Source organism: Faecalibacillus sp. TM498 (assembly GCF_020589955.1).
Taxonomy (GTDB): Bacteria; Bacillota_I; Bacilli_A; order Erysipelotrichales; family Coprobacillaceae; genus Faecalibacillus; species Faecalibacillus intestinalis.
Window position 1 is genome coordinate 1 of record NZ_JAJDKB010000001.1, and the last position, 16,069, is coordinate 16,069.

The 16,069-nt window shown below is 29.0% G+C and carries 15 protein-coding genes and 1 pseudogene; 7 read left to right on the top strand and 9 right to left on the bottom strand.

From position 1 onward, the window contains the following. Positions 1–272: transposase (locus LJD32_RS00005; RefSeq protein WP_264472040.1), on the top strand; the 272-nt coding region annotated here is incomplete at its 5' end. A gap of 139 nt (positions 273–411) precedes the next feature. Further along, a pseudogene (locus LJD32_RS15560) lies at positions 412–480 on the top strand (IS3 family transposase); the annotation flags it as partial. A 53-nt stretch (positions 481–533) separates the two neighbouring features. Here the strand turns inward: LJD32_RS15560 and LJD32_RS00010 are convergent. The 5 genes from LJD32_RS00010 to LJD32_RS00030 form a co-directional block, all read right to left on the bottom strand. Beyond that, positions 534–1,079, bottom strand: a complete 546-nt coding sequence (locus LJD32_RS00010) for a transcription repressor NadR (RefSeq protein ID WP_032090410.1) — start codon at positions 1,077–1,079, stop codon at positions 534–536. A gap of 22 nt (positions 1,080–1,101) precedes the next feature. Continuing rightward, complete coding sequence (locus tag LJD32_RS00015; protein ID WP_227391546.1) at positions 1,102–3,129, bottom strand: L-aspartate oxidase; 2,028 nt, start codon at positions 3,127–3,129, stop codon at positions 1,102–1,104. A 9-nt stretch (positions 3,130–3,138) separates the two neighbouring features. Then, positions 3,139–4,044 carry a quinolinate synthase NadA gene (gene nadA, locus LJD32_RS00020; RefSeq protein WP_119363604.1) on the bottom strand — a complete coding sequence of 302 codons (906 nt, stop codon included), beginning with the start codon at positions 4,042–4,044 and terminating at the stop codon, positions 3,139–3,141. 106 nt (positions 4,045–4,150) lie between these two features. After that, entirely contained in the window at positions 4,151–5,545 is a 1,395-nt protein-coding gene (locus tag LJD32_RS00025; RefSeq protein ID WP_175301013.1) for an ROK family protein, read from the bottom strand. Positions 5,546–5,612: 67 nt separating this feature from the next. Further along, positions 5,613–5,942: a cupin domain-containing protein gene (locus tag LJD32_RS00030; protein ID WP_118661383.1), complete on the bottom strand. Its 330-nt coding sequence runs from the start codon at positions 5,940–5,942 to the stop codon at positions 5,613–5,615. A gap of 100 nt (positions 5,943–6,042) precedes the next feature. Here LJD32_RS00030 and LJD32_RS00035 point away from each other — a divergent pair, with 100 nt between their 5' ends. From LJD32_RS00035 to LJD32_RS00050, 4 genes are all read left to right on the top strand, one after another. Continuing rightward, positions 6,043–6,726, top strand: a complete 684-nt coding sequence (locus LJD32_RS00035; RefSeq protein WP_022002798.1) for a response regulator transcription factor — start codon at positions 6,043–6,045, stop codon at positions 6,724–6,726. Continuing rightward, positions 6,708–7,679 (top strand): sensor histidine kinase, encoded by a 972-nt coding sequence (locus tag LJD32_RS00040; protein ID WP_175301011.1) that lies wholly within the window; start codon positions 6,708–6,710, stop codon positions 7,677–7,679. The genes LJD32_RS00035 and LJD32_RS00040 overlap by 19 nt, the downstream gene beginning before the upstream one ends. A gap of 102 nt (positions 7,680–7,781) precedes the next feature. Continuing rightward, the gene (locus LJD32_RS00045; RefSeq protein ID WP_227391545.1) at positions 7,782–8,540 is read left to right on the top strand and encodes an ABC transporter ATP-binding protein; all 759 of its coding nucleotides are present in this window, start codon (positions 7,782–7,784) and stop codon (positions 8,538–8,540) included. A 1-nt stretch (position 8,541) separates the two neighbouring features. Beyond that, the gene (locus LJD32_RS00050; RefSeq protein WP_227391544.1) at positions 8,542–10,452 is read left to right on the top strand and encodes an FtsX-like permease family protein; all 1,911 of its coding nucleotides are present in this window, start codon (positions 8,542–8,544) and stop codon (positions 10,450–10,452) included. Between the two features lie 157 nt (positions 10,453–10,609). Here the strand turns inward: LJD32_RS00050 and LJD32_RS00055 are convergent, their stop codons facing one another. From LJD32_RS00055 to LJD32_RS00070, 4 genes are all read right to left on the bottom strand, one after another. After that, positions 10,610–11,974: an MATE family efflux transporter gene (locus LJD32_RS00055; protein WP_032090418.1), complete on the bottom strand. Its 1,365-nt coding sequence runs from the start codon at positions 11,972–11,974 to the stop codon at positions 10,610–10,612. 70 nt (positions 11,975–12,044) lie between these two features. After that, positions 12,045–12,731 carry a Bax inhibitor-1/YccA family protein gene (locus tag LJD32_RS00060; protein ID WP_032090419.1) on the bottom strand — a complete coding sequence of 229 codons (687 nt, stop codon included), beginning with the start codon at positions 12,729–12,731 and terminating at the stop codon, positions 12,045–12,047. 10 nt (positions 12,732–12,741) lie between these two features. Next, positions 12,742–13,251 (bottom strand): nitroreductase family protein, encoded by a 510-nt coding sequence (locus LJD32_RS00065; protein WP_118469618.1) that lies wholly within the window; start codon positions 13,249–13,251, stop codon positions 12,742–12,744. Between the two features lie 2 nt (positions 13,252–13,253). Continuing rightward, entirely contained in the window at positions 13,254–14,552 is a 1,299-nt protein-coding gene (locus LJD32_RS00070; protein ID WP_227391543.1) for an ATP-binding protein, read from the bottom strand. A gap of 91 nt (positions 14,553–14,643) precedes the next feature. Here LJD32_RS00070 and LJD32_RS00075 point away from each other — a divergent pair, with 91 nt between their 5' ends. Next, a complete protein-coding gene (locus LJD32_RS00075; protein ID WP_118469616.1) occupies positions 14,644–16,068 on the top strand; it encodes an alpha-amylase in 1,425 nt (474 codons plus the stop codon). Position 16,069: the final 1 nt, after the last annotated feature.

The following is a 16,069-nucleotide window of genomic DNA, read 5'->3' on the forward strand; positions in this document are numbered from 1 at the left end:
GAACAAGTCGAAAAAACAATCATAGCCTGCATACATGGTCGTTCTATAGACTTGCACAGTTTATAGAATACAAAGCAAAACTTGCAGGCATAAAAGTTGAGTATGTAGATCCAGCATATACAAGTCAGATCTGTCCAATATGTGGAAGTGTTCATCATGCAAATGACAGAAAATATACGTGCAGATGTGGATTTCATACGCATAGGGATCTGCTAGGAGCTATAAATATATGCAACTCAACTGAGTATATTGGTAACAGATATACTGCCTAGAGAACTATAGGTTCTGCTCTAGGAAGGGTAATGGCATACCCCTATCTTGCACTGCGACCTATCAGAAATGAACTGGTCAGCCAACAATGTTGGCAGGTAGCAAGAATCCCCTGTCTTTAGACATGGGGAGTGTCAAAATGAGAAAAGAATCAATGTAAAAAGAAAAGGATTGAGTCCATTAGCTTATAGACAACAATCCCTATCTTAAATTTTATAGTCCAACTATTTCAGTGCACTACACAACTATTGACGCTTTTTATTTTATTTATCTTTCCAAAAATCAACAGGTTCATATTCTTGTAACTGTGCAAGAAATCCAGCTTTTTGAAGTTCTTCTTGAATTTCATCGAGAATTTCTTCATTGTCTGCATGAACTGTATGATAATGATATCCTGATGTGACATTTTTTAGTAAGCTTGAATGTCCTGTTTGTAGATTTGTCATATAATTTTTAATATCTCTTCTTGAGGCAATATTTAATGTTGCTTTTACAATATTATAAACTTTATGATAAACAAAGACATCTTCAACATAACCACCTAAGTCAACAATTAAAGAAAGTTCTTTTTCTACTTCATTATCATCATGATGTACCTTAAAAATACGTTTACAAACTTTTTGTGTATTTAAAACATATCCTTTATGTGTTGAATAAATATCATAATCACCAGCACGAAGTAAAGCAATGTCTTGAACAATGACTTGTCGACTTACTTGGAGGGTTTTCGCTAAATATGTTCCTGATACAGGTTGTAAACTGTTTTTTAAAATATCAATAATGGCTTGTCTTCTTTTATTTCCATCCATAACTCGCCCTCCTTAATTGATATTATAGCACATGTAAATTCTTCAATGAAAGGTCTAATATTGGTGCAGAATGTGTTAGAGCACCACTTGAAACATAATCTACTCCTAAATTTGTAAGTCTTGCAATGTTTTCTTTTGTGACATTTCCTGAAACTTCAATTTCAGCACGATGATCAATATAAGCAATAGCTTCTTTTAACATATCATCATCCATATTATCTAGCATGATAATGTCTGCCCCTGCTTCTACTGCTTCTTTGACCATTTCCATATTTTCTACTTCAATTTCAATTTTTCTAACAAATGGTGCATATTCTTTAGCAAGCATAATGGCTTCTTTGACTCCACCAGCAGCACCAATATGATTATCTTTTAATAAGACACCATCACTTAAATTATATCGATGATTATGTCCACCACCAACTCTTACTGCATATTTTTCAAAAATACGATTATTTGGTGTTGTCTTACGAGTATCTAATAAACGAATAGAAGAATCTTTTAAATATTCTTGAACATTCGCTGTATAAGTGGCAATTCCACTCATTCTTTGTAAATAATTTAAAGCAACACGTTCTCCACTTAATAAAATACGAACATCCCCTTTGACACGTCCTAAAAGTTGCCCTTTTTCTACATGGTCGCCATCACTTGCAAAGAATTCGACATCACACGCTTCATCTAATAATTCAAAAGTACGTTCAAATATTTGTAATCCACAAATAATACCATCTTCTTTACAAATTAAATCAACGACACCTGTTTTAGAAAAAGGCATAACACTATTTGTAGAAACATCTTCACTAGTAATATCTTCTTTTAAAGCACTGATAATAAGTGGGTCTACATTTAATTTTAAAGTTGTTTGATCAAACATATAATGAGCTCTCTCCTTTAAACTTTTTTCAATACGTTTGGCAGCACGTTTAGCAAAAACAAGACTTTCTAAAAGTGAATTACTTGCAAGTCTATTTTTTCCATGAACACCATTACATGCTGTTTCTCCAATAGCATATAAATGTTTCATACTGGTATGACTATCATAGTCTACTTTAATACCACCCATGAAATAATGTTGTGCAGGTACAACAGGAATAGGTTCTTCAAAAACGTCATATCCTTTTTCTTTACAATGTTCAACAATGTGAGGAAAATGACTTTCGATTTCTTCTTTACCAATTGGTCTTAAATCTTCATAAACATAATCTGTTTGATCTTTTTCCATTTGTTTAAAAATAGCTTCTGCCACAACATCTCTTGGAAGAAGTTCATTGACAAAACGATTTCCATTTTTATCTAAAAGAATAGCTCCTTCACCACGAACAGATTCAGAAATCAAAAAACTTCTTTCATGATCTGTTGTATATAAAGTTGTTGGATGAATTTGTACATAATCTAAGTTTTTAAGTTCGATTTGATATTTTTTAGAAAGTTCAATGCCGTCTCCAGTTAAATGAGGATAATTTGTAGAATGTTTATAAAGTCCACCGATTCCTCCTGTCGCTAAAACAACTTTTTTAGCGTAAACTTTTTCTTCTTGATTATTTCTTTTAATCACACCACCTAAAGCAACATTTCCTCGAACAATTAAATCAACAAGAGGTGTATTTTCTAAAAGTGTCACATTCTTTTTTTGTCTTACTTTTTCTAATAAATGTCTCGTAATTTCTTTACCTGTAATATCTTCATGATAAAGAATACGTTTTTGGCTATGAGCCCCTTCTCTTGTAAAAGCAAGGCTTCCGTCTTCATTTCTTTCAAAATCAACCCCATAATTAATTAAATCATGAATAACATCTGGTGATGATTTAATCATTAATTCAACTGAATAAGCATCATTTTCATAATGACCTGCTTTCATCGTATCTTCAAAATAACTATCATAGTCATCTTCATTTCTAAGCATACAGATTCCACCTTGTGCTAAAAATGAATCACTTAATTCCGCTTCTTTTTTAGTAACCATTAAAATATTTAAATCTTCTGGTAAATGTAAAGCCATATAAAGAGCTGAACATCCACTTCCTACTATTAATACATCTGTTTTCATATTCTACTCCTATTTTGCAAGTTCTAACATTTTTTTAAGTGGACTTAATGCTTTTTGCATAAAGTCATCATTTAAAATCACTTCATTTGTATCATTTTCTAAAACATCAACGATTTTTTCTAATGTCACTTTTTTCATATTTGGACAAACTTGTACATCCATAATAGTGTGTAAATTTTTATTTGGTGCTAATTCTTTGATTTTCGCAAAAACACCATCTACTGTCCCAATAATAAAATCTTTCGCTTCTGTTTGAACAACATAATCAATAATGGCAGAAGTACTTCCTACAAAATCAGCAGCTTCAACGATTTCTCTTTTACATTCTGGATGCACTGCAATTTTAGCCTCTGGATATTTTTGTTTCACTTCATTTAATTTATCCAAAGTAATATTGGTATGACGAGGACAATGTCCATAATTTGTCATCACATTTTTTTCAGGGACTTGTCTTCTTACAAAATCTCCTAAGTTTTGATCTGGTATAAAGAAAATATTTTTTTGTGGTAATGCTTTAACGATTTTTATCGCATTTGAAGATGTCACACAGACATCCGCATATTGTTTGATTTCAGCTGTCGAATTAATATAACAAACAACTGCTAAATCATCATATTTTTCTCTCATCTCTTTAATTTCTTTAATTGTAATCATATGTGCCATTGGACAATCCGCAAAAGCATCAGGCATTAAAACCTTTTTATTTGGATTTAAGATTTTGGCACTTTCCCCCATAAATTCAACACCTGCAAAAACAATACGATCAGCTTCTGTTTGACTTGCAACTTTAGCAAGATAAAATGAATCTCCAATATAATCAGCAATCTTTTGCACTTCTTCATCTACATAATAATGTGCTAAAATAATCGCATTTTTTTCTTCTTTTAACTTTTTAATTTTTTCTATATTATCCATATAACTTCTCCCTTTTCTCGAGGAGAGTATACTCCTTTTGTTTACACCTGACAAGACAGTTGTCAAAAATAAATATAAAAAAGATATCTTTTTTCAAAGATACCTCTTACATTTCTTTTAACCCTAATAAAATACATCCAATCAACATATATTCCTTTAAGCTTTCAATCTTAATCAAATCAGGGATATAACTCTTTGGCATATATTTTTCCATTTCTTTTTTTACATCATCACTTTTAGAAATCAACCGATTATAAATAATGATTGCATCCGGTGCCACCATCGAAGTAATCCCTAAACAATACTTCATTGTCCATTCAAGAGCTCCTTCTGGAGTTTTTTTGATTTCTTGATAATTCTCACTAAAAGAAATCGGTAAATACTGAATTTCACCCGCAATATTATGCCTTCCTTTAATTAAATGTCCTCGATGAATATGTCCTACTCCTCCCGTTCCACCAATACGTGCTTGATAAAGGAATGAAACAGATTCATAGTCATCTTGTGAAGCAAAATATCCCATCACAATTGTATTAACATCATTATTAATGACAATCTTTTGACTATATTTTTCTTCAAGAAAAGCTTGTAAATGACATTCATTCAAGCCATATTTTTTTAAAGTTACTACCCCATTATAAACAACCCCAGGTAGTGAAAGACTAATGAGTTCTATATCAGGATATCCATATAAAATCGTATTAATTAAATCAACAATATCATCGACTGAAATAGTGTTTTTATAGACTTCAAAATCTTCTAAAATCATATTATTTTCATCATAAAGACGACTTACAAGTCTTACTTTTTGATCTAATTGAATAAAAGCAAGTGCTAAAACTTGTTGATGAGCTTTCAACATTTGTTTAATAGGTAAAGGATTTTCTTGTTGACTTTGAACTTCTTTTTCTTTATAAAGTTCATCTTCTAAAAAAGTAATCGTATTTCCCACATCATATTTTCCAAATAATGCAGGTGATAAAGCATAAACACGCTTATTTTTTAAGACTCCTTCTACTTCAGATAAACGAAATGATACCTGTGGTGCTAGTAGAATAACATCATAATCTTTCGCCATGTCATAAAGATTCCCATAAGAAACAGCATTAAATTCAAAATCTTTATTTAGAAGCTGTACACCCTCATTTAATTTTTCCGCAAAGAAACCTGTAGTAAGTCCACTTGTACACGAAAGAAGTACTTTTGTTTTTTTAGAAGTTGTCAACCTTTGTAAACAAAGACGCATGTCATAAAGTAAACCTAAAGCGTGATGAAAATTATTCATTTGAAAATGAATAAAGAAGACTTTTTCTTTAGTCATCTTATTTTCAACATCGAGTTCAATAATACAATCAGGATAAAAATTAATGAATCCTAAACCATATTTTGTTTCAATCACAATATTATCATTTACTTCTTTGACATCCCAATCATCTTCATTTTGATTCAACAGCCATCTCTTTAAAAGCTCTGTATCAATCTCTTTTAAAAAAGAATCCATCGTCCTCACCTCTTTTTTTTATACATTTTTTCATCCAAAAATTAAAATTCTTGATAATAATCAAGAATTATTGTTCAGGTACAACTGCGAAATAAACAAGGTCTTCTTCATGATCATTGACCATTGTATGTTTATGACCTTTAGGACAATAATGAACACTTCCTTTATGAAGTTCTTCTCTTTGTCCATCATAAATAACATAACCATTACCAGAGATGACATAAATCACCTCACTGTTTGTTTCATGAACATGTTCTCCAACACTTCCACCAGTTGGAACATGTCCAATCATAAAACGATTCAAACCATCAAAATACATTTTTGCTTCAATGTATTTTTCGCCACCTTTAAAGTTTTCAAATTTGTCTAAATTATTTTCATCATATTCAAAAATCATTTTTATATCCCCCAATCGCTTTTCATTATAACATATCTTACAGAAATGTAAGATGACGAATTGCATGATTTTCTATATAATATTAGAAGAAGGTGATTTTATGTATAAATTATTAATTGTTGAAGATGATTTTATTATCGCAAAAGGCTTACAAAAACATTTTGAAAAATATCATTATGATGTTCAATATATAGAAGATTTTGAACATGTTTTAGATGAATTTTTAGAGTTTCAACCTGATCTTGTTTTATTAGATATCCATCTTCCTTTTTTTGATGGTTATTATTGGTGTCAAGAAATTCGGAAAATCTCACAAGTCCCTATTGTTTTTATTTCTTCCGCTAATGAAAATATGAATATTGTTTTAGCAATGAATATGGGTGGTGATGATTTTATTAATAAACCTTTTGATTTGCAGGTTGTACAAGCTAAATTACAAGCGATTCTTAGAAGAACTTATAGTTTTTCTAAAGATTTTCATTTGTTAACTTATCAAGATGTTCATTTAGATATTTTAGCTGGAAAAATTACTTACCAACAAAAGGAACTTATTCTAACTAAAAATGAATTAAAAATCTTAGAATATTTATTTGAACATGCGGAAGTGATTGTTTCTCGTATTGATTTAATGAATCATTTATGGGATGATCACCAATTTATTGATGATAATACTTTAAGTGTTAATATGAATCGTTTAAGAAAAAAATTAGAAGATATTGGTTTACATGATTTTATTCATACTAAGAAAGGCTTAGGTTATTTATTATGTTTAAAGACTATTTAAAGAAAACATATCCCGTCTATCTTCTTTATTTGTTGTTTGTCTTATGTACTTTTGTTGTTTTAATGATATGTCAAATGATTTCAGATTTAATTATTTATATGTTAAGTCTCTATTTTTCTATCATCCTTCTTTATTTTTTACTTGATTATAGAAAATACAGACAACATCATCAATATTTGATTTATTTAAAAGACAATCCTGAATTGTTTGATAATTTACCTCAAGAAAGCTATCTTGAAGAAAAAACGTATCAAGAAATGCTTCAAATATTACAAAAAAAGATATTTCAACTTAAACAAGAAAATCAACAAAAATACAATAACACGATAGATTATTATACAAAATGGGTCCATCAAATCAAAACTCCTATTGCTGGATTAAAACTCATCATTCAAAATGATTACCCAGATAAAAAAATGCTTGTAGAACTTTTAAAAATAGAACAATATGTCAATATGGCTTTACAATATGTACGTTTAGATTCTATTCACCATGATCTTTCTTTTCAAAAAGTTTCTTTAGATCATCTTGTTAGTCAAGAAATCAAAAAACAATCACTCTTTTTCTTTCAAAAAAATTTAAAAGTAGATTATCAAATTAAAGACCTACAAATCTTAACAGATGAAAAATGGAGTGGTTTTGTCATTGAACAAGTTCTTTCTAATGCTTTAAAATATACGAAAGAAGGAAGTATTACTTTTTATAATGAAGGTGAAAAGCTTTATATTCAAGACAGTGGTATTGGTATTAAAGAAAGTGATCTGCCACGTGTTTTTGAAAAAGGATTTACAGGTTTTCAAGGAAGAAATGATAAAAAAGCCAGTGGTTTAGGTCTTTATTTATGTAAAAATATTTTTAATCAATTGGATCATTCGATTTCTATTGAATCAAAAGTAGGTCAAGGAACAACTGTTTGTCTTGATTTTAGTAAAAAAGAAATATTTATTGAATAATCTTACAAAAATGTAAGATTATTTTACTTACTTGTAAGATAAATCAATAGGTCATATTTTAGAAGTAGAATACAATAAGTGTGTAAAAAGGAGGACACAAAAATGTCATTATTAAACGTTAAACATTTACAAAAAATTTATTCAACGCGTTTTTCAAGCCAAAAGGTAGAAGCTTTAAAAGATGTTTCTTTTGATGTTGAAGAAGGAGAATATATCGCCATTATGGGTGAATCTGGAAGTGGAAAAACAACACTCTTAAATATTCTTGCTTCATTAGATAAACCAACAAGTGGAGAGGTTTTATTAGATGGAAAAGATCTTACAAAAATCTCTGATAAACATATTTCAGCTTTTAGACGAGATAATCTTGGCTTTGTTTTTCAAGATTTTAACTTATTAGATACTTTTAATGTCGCTGACAATATCTATTTACCTCTTGTTTTATCAAAAGAACCCTATGCTTTAATGAAACCAAAACTAGAAAAACTTGCAAGATCATTAGGAATTAATCATTTATTAGAAAAATATCCTTACGAAATATCTGGTGGTCAAAAACAAAGAGTTGCGGTTGCAAGAGCCTTAATTACCCATCCTAAAATTATTTTAGCCGATGAACCCACAGGTGCTCTTGATTCAAAATCAACCGATCAACTTTTATCTATTTTTGATCAAATTCATCAAAGTGGACAAACAATTTTAATGGTTACTCATAGTAGTAAAGCAGCTAGTTATGCCAGTCGTGTCTTATTTATTAAAGACGGACAAATCTTCCATCAACTTTATAAAGGAGATATGTCTAATCAAGAAATGTATCAAGCTATTAGCGATACTCTAACAATGCTTCTTTTGGGAGGTCAATAAAATGAAATTTTATTTAAAATTGGCTTTAGGAAATATCAAAAAGAATAAAAAGCTTTATAGTTCTTACTTTATTTCTACTATTTTCTCTATCGCCCTTTATTTCATTATTAAAACTGTAGGAAATAGTCCTACTTTAAAGGGGCAAGATTCAATTACTATGTTTTTAAACCTAGGAGGCTATGTGATTGCCCTCTTCTCTTTGATTTTCTTATTTTATACCAATAGTTTTGTGATAAAGAATCGAAAAAAAGAAATCAGTCTTTATCATATATTAGGAATGGAAAAAAGAAATGTACGTTCTATGATGTTATTAGAAATTATCGTTATTGCTCTTATTTCTCTTGTAAGTGGTATTGTTATTGGAATGCTTCTTTCGCAAATTACATCTGTCATTATTTTAAGAATCATTCATAAAAGTATTCATTTTTCTCTTATTTTTTCAATAGATGCTTTTATAAAAACGATTATTATTTTCAGTATTATTTTCTTTTTATCACTTATTTATAATATTTCTGTTGTTGTTAGAAGTAATCCCATTGAACTTTTAAAAGGACAGAATATTGGTGAAAAAGAACCTAAAACAAAAATCTTTTTAACACTTTTAGGGATTATTGCTTTAGGTGCAGGTTATTATATTGCTTTGTCCATTACCGATCCTATGCAAGCTATGGTTTTATTCTTTGTTGCTGTTATTTTAGTCATGATTGGTACGTATTGTTTATTTACAGCAGGAAGTATTGCTTTATTAAAGTTCTTAAAATCAAGAAGAAACTTTTATTATCAACCAACACACTTTACTTCTATTTCAGGTCTTTTATATCGTATGAAACAAAATGCTGTTGGTCTTGCTAATATTTGTATTTTATGTACTTGTGTTTTAGTGACACTTTCTTCAACAATTTGTTTATATAAGGGTATTCAAGATAGTATCAAAAGACAATATTACATGGATGGAACTATTACTGTAACTGATTCGGATTATCCAGATCAAGTCTATGAAGATGTTAAAGGATTATTAAAAAATAAAAAATATGATTCTCTTTACACTCTTTCTTATTATAATTACACAGGAAGTTTAAAGAAAAATAAAGTACATCTAAATGATTATGACTATAATCATTTAGCTTCTATTAATCTTATTTCTTTGGAGGATTATAATCATTATTTTAATCAAAATTTATCTTTAAATAATAATGAAGCTTATCTTTATAGTTATGAAGGTTATAATAACCCTACCATTTCATTAGAGAATATTCCTTATACTATAAAAGGACAAATTAAAAATCGTCAACTTCAAGCAAATAATTGTTTTGCTCCAAATAATATCTCAATAGTAATCAATCAAAGTGCTTTAAATAACTATAAGCTTAAATCAAAAAGTTATTTCATAGGTTTTAATGCAAGTAAAAAAGTTGTAGATGAAGTAACTACTGCTATTATTCATAAAGATTATAATTACTTAGGAAATAACTATTATGTAAGTATACAAAATAGTTATGAAGATATTGATGTTATTTATGAATTATATGGTTCATTATTATTTATTGGAATTTTTCTATCAATGATGTTCTTAGTAGCAGCAATCGTAATTATTTATAATAAACAAATTTCTGAAGGATTTGAAGATCAAAATAAATTTGAAATCTTACAAAATGTTGGTATGTCACAAAAAGAAGTTAAACAGACGATTCAATTCCAAGTATTGATTTTCTTCTTTGTCCCATTGATTGTTGCCATCATTCATTTAGCCTTTGCCTATCCTTTAATCCTTCGTATTTTAAAAGGATTACTAGAATGTAATGAAAACGTTTATCTTATTTCAACTACTAGTTGCATTGCAGGTCTCATTATTATTTATACGATTGTTTATTTGATGACTTCTAAAGCCTATTATCGTATTGTTAAAAGATAAATCTAAAGCGGACTTAACAAGTTCGCTTTTATAATAAAAAAACAGAGAAAATTTCTCTGTTTATCCAACTAAGGCTCTGGTTCTCCGATTTATGTCCAACTAAAGCATGGTCTTTCTACAAGAACGATAACATATTGTGTATTCATACACAATAGCCCTATAAATCATTAACAATATTATGTACCCATATTCCTTTTCTTACAAGAATAAGACCAAGTGTTGCCTTAGGAATATCAACACATTGAACAAGTATATAAATTATAAGAATTGGTAGACTTGTTAGCCTTGTTAGTAATAAAGCAGCCATAAAAGTAAAGACAAATGTATAACCACTATCAAATAAGAATGTTAAAAACGTTTTTCCACCTGCTCGCATAGTAAAATAACTACTATAATAAACAGAAATAACAGGTAGCATACATGCTGCTACTTTAAGTAAAGATGTTGCAAGATTTTTTACTTCTACAGATGTGTTATAAATTTGTGGAATATAAATAGAAACATTAAATAAAACAACAGCCAACGTAAAACACATGATAAAGTTCATAAACACCATTTTCAAATCATAATCTTTCGCTCTTTCAATTTCACCTGCACCAAGTTGTTGTCCAACAACAATTGAAATAGAATTTCCCATAGCATAACAAACAATCATAAAGAAATTAGTAACGGTTGTGGTAATATTAATCGCTGCAACAGCAACAAGTCCTCTTGTAGAATAGCTTTGAGAAATCAAAGCAATAGAAATAGACCATAAGATTTCATTACATAAAAGAGGTAATCCTCTTTTCAACATTTCTTTAGTTGTATCAAAAGGAACTTTCTTCATCTTAATAGCATCTTTTAAATAAAGATTTCGAGAACCCCCTATAATATTAATACTCATTTCAATCACACGAGAAACAACCGTTCCAATCGCCGCGCCTGAAACCCCTAATTGTGGAAATCCAAAATGTCCAAAGATCAAAATATAATTAATACAGAAATTGACAATCACGGCGACCACACTCGCAATCATTGGTAAAATCGTATTTCCTGTTTCTCTAAGTGATGATGAATAAACTTGTGTAATCACAAAAGGAATCAATCCAACAAGCATAATTTTTAGATAATTCATCCCGTAATTTAATGTTTTTAAACTATCTTGCGGATTATCATTTAAATATAAAGAAATCAATTGTTGTCCAAATGTATAGAATAAAAAAATAGCTAGCAGTGCAATTATAATTCCTATAATCAATTTGATCCTAAAACAATTCTCCACTCCTTCTTTATTTTTCTTTCCATAAAACTGTGCCATAAAGATTCCTGGGCCTGACATAGCGCCAAAAATCGTGACATTAAATACTTGTAATAATTGATTAGTAATAGAAACTCCTGACATAGAAAGTGTTCCTAATTGTCCAATCATAATATTATCTAATAAACTTGCAAGATTTGTAAAACCATTTTGAATAACAATGGGTATACAAATCGCAAGAACCATTTTATAAAATCCTTTACTTCCAATTAGTTTTTTCATATTCCCTCCTATGTGTAAAAGACATTATAATCGATTTTGCATTTAAAAAAAAGAGCTTTCGCTCTTTTAGTTATTTATTATCTCCTAATAATTGAAGAATATCTAAGAAGATATTAACAAAGTCTAAATAAAGATTAAATGCTCCATAAATACTTAATTTTTCTAACATTTCTGGATTAGATGAAGCATAATTATAAAGTTGTAATGATTTTTGCATATCATATGCCGTAATTCCTGCAAATAATGCAAGTGAAATAAGTGGCATAATAAGTGTTCCCACACCTAAATGAAAAATCATCACAATAACTGAAAAGATAATATAAACAAATAATCCTGCTAGACAGATTGTTCCAATTCTTGTTAGATCCATTTTAATCACTGTTCCTAGTACAACAAGCACACCAAAGTAAATAGCTGCTACTAAAAAAGCCAGTGCAACACTAAAGGAAGTATAGCTTGCAATAACATAAGAAAATGTCACACCAGTAATGACTGAATAGATCATATAAAGAACTTTTGCCGTAATTGGTTTCATTGTCATTAAACGTCTTGATAAACCAATAACAACCGCAAATTGAAAAATAATTAAAATGAAAGGAAGCATTCCTGCATAAGACATAAATGATGATTTTTCTAAAGCAAAAGCCGTCACAAAAGTTGTTAAAACACCTATAATCATCCATTTAAAAATATTGTTAATGTATTGTTGTATCGTCATTGAACGATCTTCAACATATTCATAAGTTTTGTTATCCATATTCATTCTCCTATCCTTGAATAATACGATTTTCTAAAATTTTCTTTTCAGGTAAAGCTTTTTCAACATATCCTAAAATACAACAACCAACACCAACATAATCTTCTAAATGCCATTTTTGAAGATATTGTTGTCCCTTTTCTAACTCAAACATTTCTTTACAACGATTGATCCAACAAGAACCTATATTTAAAGCATAAGCTCCTGTTTGCATAGCACCAATCACTAATGAACCATCTTTTATACCATTACTTTCATCTTTTGGGACAAAGATAAAACATACTGTTGGTGCCCCATAAAAAGGATCAACATCTTTTCCAAAAATAATCGCATTAAGTTTTGAAAGTTCTTTGATTTCTTCTTGATTTTGAACAACCACAATTTTACTTGATTGTTTATTTTTACCACTAGGGGCATTTAAACCACAAGCTAAAATCATTTGTAATTCTTCATTTTTAATTTGTTCTTGTTTAAAACTACGACAACTTCTTCTTGTTGTAAGTGCTTCGATTGCATCCATTTTTATCTCTCCAATCCTAAAATATAATTGATAAATTGTTGAGCAGTTCTTCCTGAAGTTCCACCATGAGATAATTCCCATTTATTGGCTTCTAATAAAAGTTCTTTTTCATCCATTTCTATATTATTTTTATGCGCTAATTCTAAAACAATATGATTAAATTCTTTTTTCATTGGTTTAGAATAATTGATTTTAACTCCAAAACGATTAACTAATGAAAGTTTTTCTTCCATGGTATCTGATTGATGCATTCCATTTTCTTGAACAACATCATTACGATCAGACCAGTTTTCTTTAATAAGATGTCTTCTATTACTTGTTGCATAAATAAGAATATTTTCAGGTTTTGTTTCAACCCCGCCTTCAATTACTGCTTTTAAGAATTTATATTCAATTTCAAATTCTTCAAATGATAAATCATCCATATAGATAATGAAACGATAATTTCTATTTTTAATCATCGCAATAATATTTGATAAATCTTTAAACTGATGTTTATAGATTTCAATCATTCTTAAACCTTGATCATAAAATTCATTTACGATTGCTTTAATACTTGTTGATTTACCTGTTCCACTATCCCCATAAAGTAAAACATTATTTGCTTTTCTTCCTTCAACAAAAGCTACAGTATTATCTAATAACTTTTTCTTTTGAATTTCATAACCAACTAAATCATCTAAAACAACTTCATCCATATTATTAATTGGTTTTAATTCTACATAGTTTTCATGACTTGTCGCAATTCTAAAGGCTTTATTTAAACCAAACATACCTACTCCATAATCTTTGTAGAATTGCGTTACAACATCAAAGAATTCTTGTTCATTCTTTGTTTCTTCTAATTTTTTAGAAAGTTCTTGGACTTTTAAAGAAACATTCTTATTGTACATAAATTCTGGTTTAGATAAAGCTTTATAATCAGCAAGTGTTGAAAAACAATCAATATTTAATTCTTTTTCAATACTCCTAAAATCATAATGGAAAAGATCATAAAATACTTTAAAATCATTTAAAGCAAAATGATTAACAGTTCCTTCTCTTGCTCCTTGTTTTTCACAAGTCATACTAAATGGATTTTCATTTGTCATTAATAAATAAGTTAAATAATTATGCCATAAATTATCATTAAATCCATATTGAGTTGCAAGTTCTAATAATCTTTTTATTTGGCCGTAAATTTCTTGACGAAGTTCATGATTTGATTTTTCATCATCTGATAACAACTTAGCAAGTTGTACTAAAATTTCATCCTCTGGTAAATTCCCATAAAGAATTAAGTTTGATATTAATTCATACATATATATAATCCCCCTAATTTTCTTTATTTTACCGCATCTTTTAGGAAAATGAAATAAAATGATGTATAATAGTTTCAATGAGGTGAAAAAAATGGAAAATGGTGTTTTATTACAAGGGTTTCATTGGTATATAAAACCTGAAGAAAAACTTTGGAAACAACTTCAAGAAAAAGTAAAATCTTATAAAGAAATGGGTTTTTCAGCTATTTGGTTACCACCTGCTTATAAAGGCGTTGGTGGCATCAATGATAATGGTTATGGTGTTTATGATCTTTATGATTTGGGAGAATTTAATCAAAAAGGAAGTATTGAAACAAAATATGGAACAAAAGTGGATTATTTAGCGTGTATTCAAGCTTTTCAAAAAGCAGGAATTGATGTTTATGGAGATATTGTCTTAAATCATAAAATGGGCGCTGACGGTACTGAAATTGTTAATGCAAAAGAAGTCAATCGTCAAAATACTAATGAAATCATTTCTGGTGATGAACAAATTAAAGTCTATACTCTTTTTACTTTTCCTGGTAGAAATAAAAAATATTCTGATTTTATTTGGCATTGGTATCATTTTGATGGGATTGATTATGATGAAAAGACCCATCGTAATACCATTTTCCTTTTTGATCAAAAAAGTTGGGATCAAGAAGTCGATGATGAAAATGGCAATTATGATTATTTAATGGGAGCGGATTTAGATTTTGGAAATGAAGAAACCGTTCAAGAAGTTACCTCATGGCTTTATTGGTATATAAATTTAACTAAAATCAATGGCTTACGTCTCGATGCTGTTAAACATATTCCCGCTTCTTTTTATAAAAACCTCTTGCCAAAAATATATCACGATTTTAATAAAGAATTATTTACGGTTGGTGAGTATTGGCACGGAGATGTGTATCATTTAGAAAAGTATTTAAAAGAAGTCAATTTTGAAATGTCTTTATTTGATGTTCCTCTTCACTATCATTTTTACGATGCAAGTCATAATGAAAATTATGATTTTTCTCATATTTTTGATCAAACGCTTGTTTCCATGTATCCTTCAAATGCAGTTACTTTTGTCGATAATCATGATACGGAACCAAGTCAATCATTAGCTTCTTTCATTCCTGATTGGTTTAAAGGACATGCTTATTGTTTAACTCTTTTAAGAAAAGCAGGGTATCCTTGTGTTTTCTATGGTGATTTAGAAGGTATTGATTATGAAAATATTTCTTCAAAAAAAGAAATGCTTCAACAGCTCCTTTCTTTAAGAAAACAATATAACGAAGGAAATCAAGAAGATTATTTCAATCATCCTCATTTAATTGGTTGGATTAGGCGTACCCAAACAAAAGCAATGGCAATTATTATGACGAATTCAACTGGTGGTATAAAATCAATGTATGTTGGTAAAGAAGATCGTCATTGTTATTATGTCAATGTCTTTAATGGTTATCAAAGAGTGCTTATTAATGAAGATGGTTACGGTGATTTTTATTGTGAGGATAAAAACTTTGCTGTATACGTAAAAGAGTAAT